Source organism: Delftia sp. RIT313 (genome assembly GCF_000632165.1).
Lineage (GTDB): Bacteria > Pseudomonadota > Gammaproteobacteria > Burkholderiales > Burkholderiaceae_C > Comamonas > Comamonas acidovorans.
On the sequence record NZ_JFYT01000051.1, the window covers coordinates 12,296 to 28,426 of the forward strand.

General features: G+C 62.0%; 15 protein-coding genes. 5 read left to right on the forward strand and 10 right to left on the reverse strand.

Features of this window, described 5'->3' with window-relative positions; translation table 11 throughout:
- Positions 1-8 precede the first annotated feature (8 nt).
- The 5 genes from BW39_RS15160 to BW39_RS31995 all read left to right on the forward strand — a co-directional run bounded on the left by BW39_RS15160 (position 9) and on the right by BW39_RS31995 (position 3,595).
- Positions 9-707, forward strand: a complete 699-nt coding sequence (locus BW39_RS15160; RefSeq protein ID WP_043822722.1) for a hypothetical protein — start codon at positions 9-11, stop codon at positions 705-707.
- A 15-nt stretch (positions 708-722) separates the two neighbouring features.
- Complete coding sequence (locus tag BW39_RS15165; RefSeq protein WP_043822725.1) at positions 723-956, forward strand: hypothetical protein; 234 nt, start codon at positions 723-725, stop codon at positions 954-956.
- Positions 957-1,123: 167 nt separating this feature from the next.
- Complete coding sequence (locus BW39_RS15170) at positions 1,124-1,588, forward strand: GNAT family N-acetyltransferase (protein WP_043822728.1); 465 nt, start codon at positions 1,124-1,126, stop codon at positions 1,586-1,588.
- A 555-nt stretch (positions 1,589-2,143) separates the two neighbouring features.
- The gene (locus BW39_RS15175; RefSeq protein ID WP_043822730.1) at positions 2,144-3,076 is read left to right on the forward strand and encodes a hypothetical protein; all 933 of its coding nucleotides are present in this window, start codon (positions 2,144-2,146) and stop codon (positions 3,074-3,076) included.
- Between the two features lie 15 nt (positions 3,077-3,091).
- Entirely contained in the window at positions 3,092-3,595 is a 504-nt protein-coding gene (locus BW39_RS31995) for a hypothetical protein (RefSeq protein ID WP_235264215.1), read from the forward strand.
- A gap of 69 nt (positions 3,596-3,664) precedes the next feature.
- On the opposite strand, the gene BW39_RS15180 is transcribed toward BW39_RS31995, so the two are convergent.
- The 10 genes from BW39_RS15180 to BW39_RS15220 all read right to left on the reverse strand — a co-directional run bounded on the left by BW39_RS15180 (position 3,665) and on the right by BW39_RS15220 (position 15,936).
- Complete coding sequence (locus tag BW39_RS15180; RefSeq protein ID WP_043822772.1) at positions 3,665-5,509, reverse strand: acyl-CoA dehydrogenase; 1,845 nt, start codon at positions 5,507-5,509, stop codon at positions 3,665-3,667.
- A gap of 108 nt (positions 5,510-5,617) precedes the next feature.
- A complete protein-coding gene (locus tag BW39_RS15185) occupies positions 5,618-6,793 on the reverse strand; it encodes an acetyl-CoA C-acyltransferase (protein ID WP_013802768.1) in 1,176 nt (391 codons plus the stop codon).
- A 59-nt stretch (positions 6,794-6,852) separates the two neighbouring features.
- Positions 6,853-8,952, reverse strand: a complete 2,100-nt coding sequence (locus tag BW39_RS15190; RefSeq protein WP_043822732.1) for a 3-hydroxyacyl-CoA dehydrogenase NAD-binding domain-containing protein — start codon at positions 8,950-8,952, stop codon at positions 6,853-6,855.
- A gap of 170 nt (positions 8,953-9,122) precedes the next feature.
- A complete protein-coding gene (locus BW39_RS31055) occupies positions 9,123-10,268 on the reverse strand; it encodes a radical SAM protein (protein ID WP_152547243.1) in 1,146 nt (381 codons plus the stop codon).
- Positions 10,261-10,689: an SPASM domain-containing protein gene (locus BW39_RS30400; RefSeq protein ID WP_081816215.1), complete on the reverse strand. Its 429-nt coding sequence runs from the start codon at positions 10,687-10,689 to the stop codon at positions 10,261-10,263. The genes BW39_RS31055 and BW39_RS30400 overlap by 8 nt, the downstream gene beginning before the upstream one ends.
- Positions 10,690-10,788: 99 nt before the next feature.
- Positions 10,789-11,484, reverse strand: a complete 696-nt coding sequence (locus BW39_RS15200; RefSeq protein ID WP_012205150.1) for an ABC transporter ATP-binding protein — start codon at positions 11,482-11,484, stop codon at positions 10,789-10,791.
- Between the two features lie 10 nt (positions 11,485-11,494).
- Entirely contained in the window at positions 11,495-12,322 is an 828-nt protein-coding gene (locus BW39_RS15205) for an ABC transporter ATP-binding protein (RefSeq protein WP_012205149.1), read from the reverse strand.
- A gap of 3 nt (positions 12,323-12,325) precedes the next feature.
- Positions 12,326-13,690 carry a branched-chain amino acid ABC transporter permease gene (locus BW39_RS15210; RefSeq protein WP_043822736.1) on the reverse strand — a complete coding sequence of 455 codons (1,365 nt, stop codon included), beginning with the start codon at positions 13,688-13,690 and terminating at the stop codon, positions 12,326-12,328.
- 4 nt (positions 13,691-13,694) lie between these two features.
- Positions 13,695-14,648: a branched-chain amino acid ABC transporter permease gene (locus BW39_RS15215; RefSeq protein ID WP_013802772.1), complete on the reverse strand. Its 954-nt coding sequence runs from the start codon at positions 14,646-14,648 to the stop codon at positions 13,695-13,697.
- Between the two features lie 52 nt (positions 14,649-14,700).
- Entirely contained in the window at positions 14,701-15,936 is a 1,236-nt protein-coding gene (locus tag BW39_RS15220) for a branched-chain amino acid ABC transporter substrate-binding protein (protein ID WP_043822738.1), read from the reverse strand.
- Positions 15,937-16,131 lie beyond the last annotated feature (195 nt).

A 16,131-nucleotide genomic window follows, 5' to 3' on the forward strand; every position in this document is an offset into this window, starting at 1 on the left:
CTCGCCCCATGAAGCCTGCCACTCACCTGCCGGCCCTGCTTGCCGCAATCCTCGCCTGTCAAATAGGCTTGGCCAGCGCACAGATCACCACACCATCACCGGGCACCTATGTGCGCAAAGGCGGGGGCGGCGATCTGGTGGTGCAGGCTGGCGGCAAGTTCCACATCCAGACCGTGGGCGCCAATGGTCATGCCTGCGAATTGGACGGCACCATCACCAACGGCCGGGCCAGGATGGCGAATTCGGCCTGCGCCGTGGACTTCACGCCTGCAGGTCAGCGCGTCGGCGTCGACACGGCCACCGCCGAGGCATGCCGGGACTTCTGCGGCATGCGGGCCTGGTTCGGTGGCGATTACCTTCGGCCCACGCCGGGCTGCACGGACAAGGCCATTGCCGCATCGCGCAGAAACTTCAAGCGCGCGTACGACGCCAAGGACTACCGCCTGGCGCTGACCACGCTGGCGCCGGTGCTGCAGGACTGCGATGAGGTGCTGACCGGCGTTACCAAGGGCTGGCTGCGCAACGACCTGGCGCTGGCACAGCTTCGCTCGGGCGATGCAGCCGCCTGCCGCCAGACCCTGGCCCCGCTGGCCGAGGAAGCCGGCAAGACGGATCAGGAACTGCGCGAGGCCTATCCACCCACCGATGCCGATGTGGTGCTGCCCATGCTCAAGGCTGCGCGCACCAATCTGCGCTTGTGCAGTTGAGGCGGGGCTATCGCCATGAAAGATCCCGCATCGCCCAACGCAGGAATCTCCGGGCATTTCCGGCGTGAGGCGAAGTGGATGCTGTGGGTGCTTGGCGTGCTGCCCTTGGCGCTTACCTTGCTGGCAGCGTGGCTGGCGCCGCTGATCCTGAACCATGTGGAGAAAGACAAATGCCTGAAAGCTGGAGCACAGATCTCCAGGCAAACCGGCAGGTGCGAACGCCCTGAACAGGCGCCCCCGAAGGAGTGACTTGCGGGCTGTCCCGTTGCCCGCCTGGCACACGACGATGCCCTGTGCTTGGGCATGGTGCCCATGCTGTAGCGGATCGGCGGCGGCCCGGGCGTCTTGCCCTATCCTTGTGCGCTTTCATTCCAACTGAGCAGCGCCCTTGAACCGGGCTTGACCCCTTGCCACCCATGACCGATATCCGCCCCGCCCACTTTCCCGAAGACCTCGACGCCGTGGTCCGCATCTTCCGGGAGTACGTGGCCAGCCCCACCGTGAGCCTGGACTTCCAGGACTTCGAGACCGAGTTCGCCGCCCTGCCCGGCAAGTACGCCGCACCCGAAGGCTGCGTGCTGCTGGCCTGGAAAGACGGCCAGCCCGTGGGCTGCGCCGCCCTGCGCCAGGTGGATGTGCAGACAGGCGAAATGAAGCGCGTCTACGTGCGCCCCACGGTACGCGGCGAAAACCTGGGTCGCCGCCTGGTGGAAGGCATCCTGGACACCGCGCGGCATGCGGGCTACACCCGCATCTGCCTGGACGTGCTGCCCGAGTTCCAGGCCGCGCAGCGGCTGTATGAGTCCCTGGGTTTTGCGGATGCAGAGCCGGTGAGCTTCAATCCCGTGCCGGGCACGCGTTATCTCGGACTGGATCTTTGAGGCATGCACCCTCCGGCAGGCGGCCTTCAGCGCCTGCACGGCTTCCGATGCGCTGACACCCGGTCCCTGAGTCCTCGTCTGCAAGCATTCAGCACGGTGAGACCGTAGCCCATACCCCGGTCCAACAGCCTGCCCGCAAGCGCAGCGGCGGTACGGACCACCTCTCCCCGCATCCTTCATCCGCAAATGCCCGTGGCCGAGCCGGGCAGCCTGCGCTTGTGCCCCGTGAATACCGTCCATGGCGAATGGCGCTGCCTGGGACCCAACGCTCATTGGCAGCATCTCTATTCACCTGGCATTTCAAACCTGATTTTAAGAATTGTCCTAAGGATAATTCTGAAAATGATCTGTGGGCGACTTCTTTGATTGACCTCGTGCAGGCCATGAAATCAAATGAGGACTCTTCGCACAGCAAACATCAGAAACCCGCTCGGACACTGACAGCGGATTATTCGCCTGCTTGCAACCACTCATTTCCGTCAAATTGCCTTTATTGATCAAGGCGCATTGGCTGGAATCCTCGATTCCGCTTCTGATCCAGCGTCTCCATACACCATGCCAGCCTCCATTGCCGCCACCTTCTATCAGATCGGCTATGCCGACATGCTTGCTCGCCAAATGGAGCAAAAACAGATCGATGCCATTGTGCTCACGCCACAGGAATACGCAGACATACTGAGCGACAAGGCGCATAACAATCCTCGCATGGCGGCCACGCTGCATGCCATGCTGGCCCACAGTGCGCTTGGGCGATACTGGACACACACCGCCAGCCCGAATGCAGGCAAACCCTGGGTCGCTCCCGCCTCCCTGATGGTCAGCGACGCGTACCTGATCACCAAAACGCTGATTGCATTGGGCCTGGCCGGTGCCCGCTCCTATATCAAGACAACCGCCACAGGCACCTATATCATCATCACGGGCTATGCGGGACTTCGCCGCCAGCTGCTGCAAGGCACGCGATTCCTTGCCGCCAATCCACGCATGGTCCAGATGGGCCTGGGTATTCGCGGTCTGCAGAATGTGGCCAAGGGCGGGTTTCTTCTGAGCCTGGTGGTGGGCACCGGGATAGAGACACTGGACTTCATCTTCAATGACGAGAAGACCATGCATGATCTTGTGGGTGGGATTGGAGTGGAGGCCGTGAAAGCAGGACTGGGAACACTTGCTGGGATAGCGGCGGCCACCATAACCACTGGAATGACGACGGTGGCAGTGATGCCGCTCTTTGCCATGGCTGTAGCCGTACTCATCACCAGCTTTGCGCTCAACCAAGCCGATACATATTGGCGAGTCAAAGAAAATGTCGTAAACGCTATGAAGGCCTTACCCGAAAGAACGGCAACAGGTCTCTATCAAATCAATACACAATCCATCGCTTGGGAAAAAATTCAGAAAAATGAAAATAAACACGAGAAAGAAGATTTTTACTGCGCCCCAGCAATGGATACCAAAAATCTCCTGTGCAGCATATCTAGAGTAAAATAAAACCAATTAAAGAAAATGAAGAATCGCATAATCATAAATAGAAGAAACTCCATATGGGGAACTCCATTATTAATGCTCATATTCATTGCCAATGTTCTCATTTGCATTAATGATACGTTTCCAAATATTAGTGACCTTCATAACAATGAAGCAATTGTAAAAATAGTCCCAATCACACCAATATTAATCTCTTCACTTCCAACACCAGCGATACTCTTATTAACGATGATCGCGAATGCAATTCCTTGCAAAGAAAGAGTGCTAAAAATTATGGAGCGCATTTTGATAGTTATGCTTTCCATTAATTTTGCAAGCATAGCCATTTCATTTATCATATTAATTCCATTGCAGTACTATGCAATGCCAAAGCTTGGATATACCAATTGCAGCATACTAAGGGATCACCCAACCATTTATTTCACAGACTGGGTAAAAAACCCCGAGTGGTGCGTTCGCGGGAAAACCAGGGAATGGGTCAAAGAGCAGGCCAGGCTCTCCGGCAACCTTGAAATTCCCTGAAATAAAAAAAGCGCAGACCACATGGTCCGCGCTTTTTTGCATCCTCCGGCAGCCGTGCTGCCAACTCCCTCAGAACGCCTCTTCACTCATCTCCGCGCAGGTCATGTCGCGCTCACGCACGACCTTGAGCCATGCGCCGATCTTCGGCAGCTCGTAGCCAAAGAAGTAGCGCATGGCGGCCATGCGGCCAGCGTTGGCAGGTTCGGCCAGGGCGGCGTCCTTGGCGAGTACAGCCAGGGACACGTCCAGCCAGATCCAGGCCAGTACCGTGTGGCCGAAGGCCTGCATGTAGGGCACGGCATTGGCCAGGGCCTGTTGCGGGTCGTCGGTGGCCCATGCGGCCTTGGTGGCGGCGCCGACTTCCTGCAGAGCCTTGGCCAGTTCATTGGCATGGCCGGCCAGTTCGGGCCGGGCCATGGCGCGCTGGATGGTGTCGTTGATGCGCGTGGCCAGCAGCTGCAGGCCCTTGCCGCCCTCCATGAGCACCTTGCGGCCCAGCAGGTCCATGGCCTGGATGCCGTGCGTGCCTTCGTGGATCATGTTCAGGCGGTTGTCGCGCCAGTATTGCTCCACGGGGAAGTCGCGCGTGTAGCCGTAGCCGCCGTGGATCTGGATGGCCAGGGAGTTGGCCTCCAGGCAGAACTCGCTGGGCCAGCTCTTGGAGATGGGGGTAAGCACTTCCAGCAGCAGCCGGGCCTCGGCCACGGATTCGGGCGTGCCGGTGTGCTGCTCATCGACCAGGCGCGCGCAGAACAGGTTCAGCGCCAGCGCGCCTTCGCAATAGGACTTTTGCGCCAGCAGCATGCGCTTGACGTCGGCGTGCTCGATGATGCGCGACTGGGGGCGCGTGGCATCCTTGCCGGCTGCACCCGGCGCCCCCTTGATCGGCCGGCCCTGCGGGCGGTTCTGCGCATAGTCCAGGCTGGCGTGGTAGCCGGCCAGGCCCAGCATGGTGGCGGCCATGCCGATGGAGATGCGGGCCTCGTTCATCATGTGGAACATGCATTTGAGGCCCTCGCCGGGCTTGCCGACCAGGTAGCCCACGGCCCCGGCGCCGCCGCGCACGGGAAAGCGCCCTTCCCCGAAGTTCAGCAGCGTGTTGGTGGTGCCGCGCCAGCCCAGCTTGTGGTTGAGGCCGGCCAGGGCAACGTCGTTGCGCTCGCCGGTGAGCTGGCCTTCGGTGTCCACGAGCTTCTTGGGCACGATGAACAGCGAGATGCCCCGCACGCCAGGCACGGGCTTGCCATCGGGGCCGGGGATCTTGGCCAGCACGAGGTGGACGATGTTCTCGGTCAGCTCATGGTCGCCCGCGCTGATCCACATCTTGTTGCCCTTGAGGCGGTAGCGCGGGCCCAGCGCATCGCTCTCGAAGTCGGCGCCATCGGGCTCGGCACGGGTGGCGATGTCGCTCAGCGAGGAGCCGGCCTGGGGTTCGGACAGGCACATGGTGCCGGCCCAGCGGCCATTGAATTCATTGGTGGCGAAGACCTGCTTTTGCATGTCCGTGCCGTGGGCCATGATGGCATTGGCATTGCCCGAGGTCAGCATGTTGGAGCCGATACTGATGGAGGCCGCCGCGAAGAAGCTGTTGGCTGCCGCCTCCACGGTGTAGGGCAGCTGCATGCCACCGATGTCGTAGTCCTGGGCGGCGCTGAGCATGCCCGAGTCGGCATAGGCCTGGCGCGCATCGTGGGTGCACTGGGGCAGGATGACTTTCTCGCCGTCGAACTGCGGCTCCTGCGTGTCCACGGTGCGGTTGAAGGGGGCGTATTTCTCGCGGGCGATGCGCTCGCAGGTGTCGAGCACGGCATCGAAGGTGTCGCGCGAATGGTCGGCAAAGCGCTCGCGCTCGCCCAGTGCATCGGCGCGCAGCCATTCATAGAGCAGGAAATCGATGGTGGAACGCAGGCGCATGGTGATGTCCGGAATCAAAAAAGAAGCCGCAGGCGCCGCCAGAGGGAGCGCGTGCGGCCAACAGGAGTAACGGGAACAGGCGGTGGCGGTCGCAGCCGCCACCTGCACTTACAGCACTTCGAACACGCCGGCGGCACCCATGCCGCCGCCGATGCACATGGTCACGCAGACACGCTTGGCACCGCGGCGCTTGCCTTCGATCAGGGCATGGCCCGTCAGGCGCTGGCCCGATACGCCATAGGGATGGCCCAGGGCAATGGCGCCGCCGTTGACGTTGAGGCGATCGTTGGGGATGCCCAGCTTGTCGCGGCAGTACAGCACCTGCACGGCAAAGGCTTCATTGAGCTCCCACAGGTCGATGTCCTGCACCGTCAGGCCCAGCTTCTTGAGCACCTTGGGCACGGCGAAGACGGGGCCGATGCCCATTTCGTCAGGCTCGCAGCCAGCCACGGCAAAGCCCAGGAAGCGGCCAAGAGGCTTGAGGTTGTTGCGCGAGGCATAGTCCTCGCTGACCACCACGCAGGCACCTGCGCCGTCGGAGAACTGGCTGGCATTGCCGGCCGAGATCACGCCGCCGGGCAGCGCGGGGCGGATGCCCGAGATGCCTTCCTTGGTCGTGCCTTCGCGCACGCCCTCGTCCTTGCTGCAGGTCACTTCCTTGGTGATCAGGCCGCGCACCTTGTCGGCCACGCCCATGGTCACGGTGATGGGCGCGATCTCGGCGTCCAGCAGGCCGGCGGCCTGGGCCGCGCAGGCCTTTTGCTGGCTGGCGGCGCCGTACTCGTCCATGGCGTCACGGCCGATGCCGTAGCGCTTGGCGACCTGTTCGGCGGTCTGCAGCATGCTCCAGTAGATCTCGGGCTTTTGCTTGGCCAGGGCCAGGTCCTGGATCATGTGCAGGTTCATTTCCTGCTGCACGCAGGAGATGGACTCCACGCCGCCGGCCACATAGACATCGCCCTCGCCCGCGATGATGCGTTGCGATGCGGTGGCAATGGTCTGCAGGCCCGAGGAGCAGAAGCGGTTGATGGTCATGCCCGATGCGGTGATGGGCAGGCCGGCCTTGAGCGCGATCTGGCGCGCAATGTTCATGCCGGTGGCGCCTTCGGGGTTGGCGCAGCCCATGATCACGTCATCGACGGCGGCAGGGTCGACGCCTGCGCGCTGCACGGCGTGCTGCACGGCATGGCCGCCCAGCGTGGCGCCATGGGTCATGTTGAAGGAGCCCTTCCAGCTTTTGGCCAGGGGCGTGCGGGCGGTGGAAACGATCACGGCGGATGTCATGGATATTCCTTGTATGGCGGGTTTGCGGTGGTTCGCAAAAAGTTCGTGCGCCGCACGTCTCAGCTGAATTGCTTGCCTTCGGCCGCCAGCTTCGCCAGCAGCGGGGCTGGCTGCCAGAAATCGGCGTCGTCGTTGGGGTTCTTGGCGAAGCGGTTCATGGCCTGGACCACGTTGAACAGCCCGACCTCACCCGCGTAGTGCATGGGGCCGCCGCGCCAGATGGGGAAGCCATAGCCGGTCAGGTAGACCATGTCGATATCGCCCGACTTGCCGGCGATGCCGTCTTCCAGGATGTGGGCGCCTTCGTTGACCAGGGCGAAGACCAGGCGCTGGACGATTTCCTCATCGGAGATCTTGCGCGGGGTGATGCCCAGCTCCTTGCGGTGGGACTCGATCATCTGGTTGACCAGCTCGGACGGGATAGCGTCGCGCTTGCCCGCCTGGTAGTCGTACCAGCCCGCGCCGGTCTTCTGGCCGAAGCGGCCCAGCTCGCACAGCTTGTCGGCCGTGCGGCTGTACTTCATGTCGGCGCGCTCGACGGCACGGCGCTTGCGGATGGCCCAGCCGATGTCGTTGCCGGCCAGATCGCCCATGCGGAACGGTCCCATGGCGAAACCGAACTTCTCGATGGCCTTGTCCACCTGGGCGGGCGTGGCGCCTTCGTCCAGCAGGAAGCCGGCCTGGCGCGAGTATTGCTCGATCATGCGGTTGCCGATGAAGCCATCGCACACGCCCGAGACCACGGCGGTCTTCTTGATCTTCTTGGCCAGCTTCATCACGGTGGCCAGCACGTCCTTGGCGGTGTGCTTGCCGCGCACCACTTCCAGCAGCTTCATCACGTTGGCGGGGCTGAAGAAGTGCATGCCCACCACGTCCTGCGGGCGCTTGGTGAAGGCGGCGATCTTGTCCACGTCCAGCGTGGAGGTGTTGGAGGCCAGGATGGCGCCGGGCTTGGCAACCTCGTCCAGTTGCTTGAACACGGTTTCCTTGACGCCCAGTTCCTCGAACACCGCCTCGATGATGAGGTCGGCGTTCTTGAGCGCGTCATACGACAGCGTGGTGCTCAGCAGCGCCATGCGCTGGTCGTACTTTTCCTGGGTGAGCTTGCCCTTCTTGACCTGGGCTTCGTAGTTCTTGCGGATGGTGGCCACGCCACGGTCCAGCGCTTCCTGCTTGGTCTCCAGAATGGTCACGGGAATGCCCGCGTTCAGGAAGTTCATGGAGATGCCGCCGCCCATGGTCCCGGCACCGATGACGCCCACGGTCTTGATGTCGCGCACAGCCGTGTCCGAGGGCACGTCGGCGATCTTGGAGGCCGCGCGCTCGGCCATGAACAGGTGGCGCAGCGCGCGCGACTCGGGCGACCACATCAGTTGCATGAAGGCATCGCGCTCCAGGGCCATGCCCTCGTCGAACTTCTTGCGCGCGGCGTTCTCCACCGTGTCCACGCAGCGGGCCGGGGCCGGGTAGTTCTTGGCCATGCCCTTGACCATGTTGCGCGCGAACTGGAAGTAGGCGTCGCCCTGGGGGTGCTTGCAAGGCAGGTCGCGCACGCGCGGCAGCGGACGCTTGTCGGCCACTTCCAGCGCAAAGGCCTTGGCCTCGTCCAGCAGGGACTCGGGCGAAGCGGCCATCTTGTCGAACAGCTTCTGGCCGGGGATGGAGGCCAGCAGCTCGCTCTTGACGGGTTCGCCGCTGACGATCATGTTCAGCGCGGTCTCCACGCCCAGCACGCGCGGCAGGCGCTGCGTGCCGCCTGCACCGGGCAGCAGGCCCAGCTTGACTTCAGGCAGGGCCACCAGGGTGCCGGGAGCGGCCACGCGGTAGTTGCAGCCCAGCGCCAGCTCCAGCCCGCCGCCCATGCAGACGGTGTGGATGGCGGCCACCACGGGCTTGCTGCCCTGGTCCAGCGAGTTGATCAGCGAGACCAGGTGCGGCTCGCGATACGCCTCTTCCTTGCCGAACTCGTTGATGTCAGCGCCGCCCGAAAAAGCCTTGCCGGCGCCCGTGATGACGATGGCCTTGACGGCCGGGTCGGCGTACGCCTTGTCCAGCCCCTCGACGATGCCCCGCCGCGTGGATAGCCCCAGGCCGTTGACCGGCGGATTGTTCAAGGTGATGACGGCGATGGCACCGTCCACTTTGTATTCAGCAGTCATGCTGTTGTCCCCTATGCGATAGAAAAAGAACGATCGTGCGATTTTGATTGTAGGGAGTTCTTCCGCCTTTGCCATCCACCCTTGTCTCGGGCGGGACAAATTGTGTCGAGACGCCGAATAGGCACCTGTTCACCACGGTCTGACTCACTTCAGAAATTCCGTGTGCAGGCCTAGGCCGCCACGGCCAGCGGAGGTACGTCAAGCTTGATTTGCTGCCCCTCCAACATGGCATACCCTATTGACAGATAGTGGTTGCACAACTCCGGTTCGCCAACCAGAGACTGCTCCGCGTCTTCTGGCCGAAACAGCAACAGATGGCGCACATACAGCAGGTCGGCCTCGGACTCGATGGCGAAACGGATGAAATCCGGAAACTCGTGGATATTGTTGCGCTTCAGTGTCCAGGACAATCCAAGCCGTGGCCGGCGAAGCAGATCAGATCCGCGGCGCAGCGTTTGGTAATAGTCGAGATTTTTCTTGAATGTAGGCAAATCGGCGCCTGTGCGATTGGCGGCAAAAACCTCGTCCGTGATCCCGTCTATGGAAAAGGTGAGCGTATCCACCAAGCGAATCTTTCGTTCGTCAAACCGCTGCTTCACAAATGTCCCATTGGTTACGCAGGTGACCAGCACGTTGTATGCCTCGCACAACTCGAACAAACGATTCCACAGGGGCATGGACACCATGCTCGGCTCGCCGCGGCCCACCAGGTTGATCAACGTCAGATAGGGGAAAACTTCATGCGCCAGAGACTCCAGCACATCTTGCGAAAAAGCCGGGCGCCGATTGTTCATGCGGTGCTCATTCTCAACTCCATGGCTGCTGCAATGCGAGCAGTGAAGATTGCATGCGGCAGTCAGTTCGAGACTCAGGGACTCTGGCAGATGCGGCACCTGTGCCAGCTGGCGAGACTCACTGTTCACCACCTGGGCGCGAACCCATTCCTTCAACCCCAGCAGATAGGCCTGCCTTGACAGTTCGTCTCCATCCTCAGGAACAAGTGCAGCGGAAACCACATCGAATTCTCCGTGCCCCTGAACAAAGGCTTCCAGCCGCAACTTTACCCAGCCCGCCTCACGCGCTTCATCGGGAATCAATACGCGTATTCGCTCCACCTGGTGGACGTTTTGCAATCGAAAGCAAATGGCACGCTCTTCGCTGTAACGTCCCAGGATGCCGGTTGAAAAATACAGCTTGCTGAAATCATATCGATTGACGGGAGCCTTTTTTATGCGTAACGCCAATTCTATGTATAAATCCTCTTTTTTGACACGGAACAATCCTAGATTCTTCAGCTGAGGTTGGATTCTATTCATTTTTATTTCTCTCCCCCTGCTCCTTTATGAAGTCCCAGGCAATCGGTTGATATTCAACCTTCTTGGCTAGCGAAGCTTGTGTTCTTTCCCCTCCAAAGTTCGCCCAGATATTTCTCTGTTCGGCATATCTGATTTCACGAAACCAGCATTTCTTGCATTGCTCCCATTCTTTTTCCGTATTGAGCGTGCCGCGCACCGACTGCATGCGCTCGTTGTTCCATAGCGAAGAAAAATTGACATCCTTCTTCAGATGGCCCACATTTTCAGCGTACATGTTCGCACAAGTCACGACCTCTCCATCGGCCATGATGACCGCTGTCCGGTGTATGAATATGCATTCAGCCGGTTCCGCGGTTGATCTATCCACTGCAACCGCCTTGGCTTCATCGTGCAGCCTTTTCAAGTCTTCAATTGAAAGCATGATGTCGATTTTTTAAAGTTGAACTGATAGACATGGGGATGTCATTTCAGAAAATCCATCATAAGCCATCAATTGAAGACCCGGCGCAAGGCGATTTTCTTAAACCTCCAGCCACTCCTTGCGCACCTTCTGATCGGCGCGCAGCCCGTCGGGCGTGCCGTCGAAGACGATGCGCCCATGGCCCATGACCAGGGCGCGGTCCGAGATGCTCATGGCAATGGTGAGCTTTTGCTCGATCAGCAGCACGGACACGCCGCGCTGCTTGATCTTTTGCAGGTACTCGCCCACCAGCTCGACGATCTTGGGTGCCAGGCCCTCGGTGGGCTCGTCGATGATGATCAGGTCGGGGTCGCCCATCAGCGTGCGGCACAGGGTCAGCATCTGCTGCTCGCCGCCCGACATCACGCCGGCCTCGGTGTGCTGACGCTCCTTCAGGCGCGGGAACATGGCATACATGTCGTCGAAGCCCCAGCGGCTGTCCCGACCCTTGCCCTTCTGTCCCAGCAGCAGGTTCTGGTGCACGGTGAGGTTGGGGAAAACGTCGCGGCTCTCGGGCACGTAGCCCACGCCCAGGTGGGCGATCTCGTAGGCCTTGCGGCCGGTCAGGCTCTGGCCCTTCCAGTCCAGCGAGCCCTCCCAGTGCACCAGGCCCATGATGGCCTTGGCCGTGGTGGAGCGGCCCGAGCCGTTGCGCCCCAGCAGCGCGACGATTTCGCCGGGCTGCACCGAGAAATCCACGCCATGCAGCACATGGCTTTTGCCGTAGTAGGCATGCAGGTTGTTGATGTTCAGCATCCGCGCTTCCTCAATGTGCACCAGCTTGTTGATCCGCCACGGACGAGCCCAGATAGGCCTCCTGCACGCGCGGATTGGCACGCACGGCCTCGGGCGTGTCGTAGGCGATGACTTCGCCGTAGACCACGACGGCGATCTTGTCGGCCAGGCCGAAGACCACGCCCATGTCGTGCTCCACGGTCAGCAGGGTCTTGCCTTCGGTGACCTTCTTGATCAGCTGGATGAAGTGGGCCGTTTCGCTGTTGCTCATGCCGGCCGTGGGTTCGTCCAGCAGGATGACGCCGGCGCCGCCGCCGATGGTGATGCCGATCTCCAGCGCACGCTGCTCGGCATAGGTCAGGTTGACCGCCAGCGTGTCGCGCTTTCTGTGCAGGCCGATCATCTCCATCAGTTCATCGGCGCGGGCATTGGCGTCGCGCAGCTTCGACAGGAAGCGCCAGCAGCTGTAGCGGTAGCCCAGGCTCCACAGCACGCTGCAGCGCAGGTTCTCGAACACGCTGAGCTTGGGAAAGATGTTGGTGATCTGAAAGCTGCGCGACAGCCCCATGCGGTTGATTTCATAGGGCTTCTTGCCGTCGATGCGCTGGCCGTTGAGCAGCACCTGGCCGCTGGTGGGCTCGAAGCGGCCACTGATCAGGTTGAACAGCGTGCTCTTGCCCGCGCCGTTGGGGCCGATGATGGCCACGCGCTCGCCGGGCTTCACGGCCAGCTGGGCGCCACGGATGATCTCGGCCTTGCCGAAGCGCTTGTACAGGTCGCGCAGCTCCAGCGCATAGGTGGCCTCGCCAGCCGCGGCGGCGGCCGCGGTGCCCGGACGTTCGATTGCAATGCTGGACATGGTTCAGCCCTCCCCGCGCTTGATGGCTTCTTCGATTTCTTCCTGGATGCGCTCCCAGCGGCGCAGGCACCAGCGCCTGGCCACTTCCAGCAGGCCCAGGCCCACCACGAAGATGGCAACGGCCACGGTCCAGGTCGATGCCGAGCTGGTATCGAGCTGCACGCCCATGAACGAGACCTGGGGACCCAGGGCCGCATTGAGCTGCAGGTGGTAGATCATCTCGACGATGGCCGCGCCGCCCACGATCATGACCAGGGCGCTGGCCGCGATGGTCAGGTAGGGCTGGGCCAGCCGGCGCCACTTGCCGAAGCGCGCCACGCGCAGGTTCATCATGATCAGGCTGGCAACGCCGCCCGGTGCGTACATCACCATCAGCAGGAACACCAGGCCCAGGTACAGCAGCCAGGCCTTGGTCAGCTCCGACAGCAGCACCGAGGCCAGCACCAGCAGCACGGCGCCGATGATGGGCCCGAAGAAGAAGGTGGCGCCGCCCAGGAAGGTGAACAGCAGGTACGAGCCCGAGCGCATGACGCTCACGCTGTCCATGGCCGTGATGATCTCGAAGTTGATGGCTGCAAGCCCCCCGCCCACGCCAGCGAAGAAGCCCGCGATGATGAAGGAGAAGTAGCGCACGCGCTGCGTGTTGTAGCCCACGAACTCCACGCGCTCGGGGTTGTCGCGCACGGCGTTGAGCATGCGGCCCAGAGGCGTGCCCGTGAAGGCGAACATGGCGGCCGTGCAGATGAAGCAGTAGGCAGCGATCAGGTAGTACACCTCCATGCCCGAGCCGAAGGTCAGCCCGAAGAAGGGCTTGCCATAGACGCGGTCGGTGGTGATGCCGCCCTCGCCCCCGAAGAACTCGGGGAACATCAGCGCCATGGACGCCACCAGCTCGCCGATGCCCATGGTGATCATGGCGAAGGTGGTGCCCGACTTCTTGGTGGTCACATAGCCCAGCAGGGCCGCGAAGAACATGCCGCCCAGGCCGCCGATGATGGGAATCAGCACCAGCGGAATGCCCCAGTCGCCGGAGCTGGCCCGGTTCATCGCATGGATGGCGATGAACGAGCCCAGCCCCGTGTAGACCGCATGGCCGAAGCTCAGCATGCCGCCCTGCCCCAGCAGGATGTTGTAGGACAGGCAGATGATGATGAGATAGCCGATCTGGCTGAGCATGGTCAGCGCCAGGCTGCTGGTGAACACCAGCGGCGCGACGATCAGCGCCAGGGCGAAGGCGCCCCAGATCAGGATGCGGCCGATGTTGAGCGGCTGGAAGCTGTAGTGGCGCCCTGCGCCCGCAGCCCCCGAAGCGCCCGGAACGCCTTTTGCGGCAGTGGGTGTCATGGTCGTTTTGGTGATCGAGGACATGGTGTCAATCTCCCCGCGTGCCCAGAAGGCCCTTGGGCCGGAAGATGAGGATCAGCACCAGGAACAGGTAGGGCAGGATGGGCGCGACCTGGGAGATGGTGAGCTTGAGCAGCGGCCAGCCGAAGGTCTGCTCGCCGACCGGGCTGCCCAGCGAGGTCAGCAGGCTGGCCAGCGACCAGTCGATGGCCACGGCAAAGGTCTGCACGACGCCGATCAGCAGCGATGCCACGAAGGCCCCCGCCAGCGAGCCCATGCCGCCGACCACCACCACCACGAAGATGATGGAGCCGACCGACATGGCCATGGCCGGCTCGGTCACATAGGTGTTGCCGCCGATGACGCCGGCCAGCCCCGCCAGCGCGCAGCCGCCGCCGAACACCATCATGAACACGCGCGGCACGTTGTGGCCCAGCGCCTCCACCATCTCGGGGTTCTTGAGCGCGGCCTGGATGACCAGGCCGATGCGCGTGCGCGTCAGCAGCAGCCAGACGGCCACCAGCATCAGCAGCGCCAGCAGCATCACGAAGGAGCGCGAGCGCGGGAACTGCGTGCCGTACAGCGTGAACAGCGGGCCCTGCAGCGCGGGCGGCAGGCCGTAGGGCACGGTGCCGCGGCCCCAGACCAGCTGCACCACCTCGAGGATGAGGTAGGACAGGCCGAAGGTCACGAGCAGTTCGGGCACATGGCCGTACTTGTGCACGCGGCGCAGGCTGTAGCGCTCGAACATGGCGCCCAGCGCGCCCACCAGCAGGGGCGCGACGAACAGCGCGCCCCAGAAGCCGATGATGCCGCTGAGCGTGTAGCCGAAGTACGCGCCCAGCATGTAGAAGCTGGTGTGGGCGAAGTTGAGCACGCCCATCATGCTGAAGATCAGCGTCAGCCCCGAGCTGAGCATGAACAGCAGCAGTCCATAGCTCACGCCGTTGAGCAGCGATATGGTGAAGAACTCAAGCGTCATCGAAAGGCCTTGGTCTCGGTGCGTTGGGGACAGGAAGCGGTGCAGGCCGCTCTCAGGACGGGCGCTTCATCTGGCAGGAGGTGGGCGTGCTGGCCACGTAGGGCTCGTAGTACTTCACCGGGGCGAAGGTGTAGCCCGTGTTCTCTGCGTCATACGGGTTCTTGCCGCCAGCCTTTTCCCAGCGCGTGATGTACAGGCCCTGCTGCAGCTGGTGGTCGCTCTTGCGCATCTCCACTTCGCCGTTGAAGCTCTTGAGCTTCATGCCCTCCAGCGCGGCCGCCACCTTCACGGGGTCGGTGCCGCCGGTCTTGACGAAGGCCGCATCCAGCAACGCGAACACGTGGTAGATCGAGCTTTGCGTGAGGTCGTCGTTCATCTTCTTCTTGAACTCGGCCATCAGCGGCTGGATGGGGCCGCCCATGTTGTAGTGGCCATAGCCCACGGTGTAGACCTTGCCGTCGGAGGCCGCGCCCATGGCCGTGGGCGAGCCCGAGCCGAAGGCGTAGTAGGTGTAGAACTTGACGTTGCTCAGGCCCGCATCGTTGGCGGCCTTGAGCAGCAGCGACAGGTCCGATCCCCAGTTGCCCGTGATCACCGTGTCGGCGCCCGATTGCTTGATCTTGGCGATGTAGGGAGCGAAGTCGCGCACCTGGGCCAGGGGCGCGAAGTCGTCGCCCACCACCTGCACGTCGGGCCGCTTGGCCTTGAGCATTTCCTTGGCGTACTTGGAGACCTGCTGGCCGTGCGAGTAGTTCTGGTTGATCAGGTAGACCTTCTTGACCTCGGGCACGTCCTTCATATAGGTCGTCAGCGCTTCCATCTTCATGGAGGTGTCCGCATCCAGGCGGAAGTGCCAGTAGCTGCACTTGCTGTTGGTCAGGTCCGGGTCCACGGCCGCGTAGTTGAGGTAGACGACTTCCTTGCCCTTGTTGCGCGCGTTGTGCTTTTCCAGCGCATCCATGATGGCCAGGGCCGGGCCCGAGCCGTTGCCCTGCACCACATAGCGTGCGCCCTGGTCCATGGCCGAACGCAGCACGGCCGTGGTCTCCTGCGGGCTGAGCTTGTTGTCCAGCGGGATGATCTCGAACTTCACGCCCGAGGCATTTTTCCTGTTGAACTCCTCGGCCATCAGCTGGAAGGTCTTGAGCTGGTTCGTGCCCACGGCGGCCATCAGACCCGACAGAGGATCGATCCAGCCGATCTTCACCGTCTCGCCCTTTTGCGCCCAGGCGCCCGATGCACAGGCCAGCATGGCCGAGGCGGCCACCGAATGCACGATCCACTTCATTTTTCTGTCTCCTTTTTCCGGTTGATTCGGATATCTGTATTGGCGCCAGACTAACGCCTGAATGACAATTTCCCTCTGGGGAATGCCTTAGAAACTATCGCGCATGCGACTTGACTGCGACTCTGGACACATTGGCGACAGATCGCCATCGATCAGGCCAGAAAACCGTGTTTTGCCTGATTTCAGGCAAAAAAA

Coding starts and splice junctions, on each gene's coding strand:
- BW39_RS15160 (WP_043822722.1), top strand. CDS start 9: ATGAAGCCTGCCACTCACCTGCCGGCCCTGCTTGCCGCAATCCTCGCC.
- BW39_RS15165 (WP_043822725.1), top strand. CDS start 723: ATGAAAGATCCCGCATCGCCCAACGCAGGAATCTCCGGGCATTTCCGG.
- BW39_RS15170 (WP_043822728.1), top strand. CDS start 1,124: ATGACCGATATCCGCCCCGCCCACTTTCCCGAAGACCTCGACGCCGTG.
- BW39_RS15175 (WP_043822730.1), top strand. CDS start 2,144: ATGCCAGCCTCCATTGCCGCCACCTTCTATCAGATCGGCTATGCCGAC.
- BW39_RS31995 (WP_235264215.1), top strand. CDS start 3,092: ATGAAGAATCGCATAATCATAAATAGAAGAAACTCCATATGGGGAACT.
- BW39_RS15180 (WP_043822772.1), bottom strand. CDS start 5,509: ATGCGCCTGCGTTCCACCATCGATTTCCTGCTCTATGAATGGCTGCGC.
- BW39_RS15185 (WP_013802768.1), bottom strand. CDS start 6,793: ATGACATCCGCCGTGATCGTTTCCACCGCCCGCACGCCCCTGGCCAAA.
- BW39_RS15190 (WP_043822732.1), bottom strand. CDS start 8,952: ATGACTGCTGAATACAAAGTGGACGGTGCCATCGCCGTCATCACCTTG.
- BW39_RS31055 (WP_152547243.1), bottom strand. CDS start 10,268: ATGAATAGAATCCAACCTCAGCTGAAGAATCTAGGATTGTTCCGTGTC.
- BW39_RS30400 (WP_081816215.1), bottom strand. CDS start 10,689: ATGCTTTCAATTGAAGACTTGAAAAGGCTGCACGATGAAGCCAAGGCG.
- BW39_RS15200 (WP_012205150.1), bottom strand. CDS start 11,484: ATGCTGAACATCAACAACCTGCATGCCTACTACGGCAAAAGCCATGTG.
- BW39_RS15205 (WP_012205149.1), bottom strand. CDS start 12,322: ATGTCCAGCATTGCAATCGAACGTCCGGGCACCGCGGCCGCCGCCGCG.
- BW39_RS15210 (WP_043822736.1), bottom strand. CDS start 13,690: ATGTCCTCGATCACCAAAACGACCATGACACCCACTGCCGCAAAAGGC.
- BW39_RS15215 (WP_013802772.1), bottom strand. CDS start 14,648: ATGACGCTTGAGTTCTTCACCATATCGCTGCTCAACGGCGTGAGCTAT.
- BW39_RS15220 (WP_043822738.1), bottom strand. CDS start 15,936: ATGAAGTGGATCGTGCATTCGGTGGCCGCCTCGGCCATGCTGGCCTGT.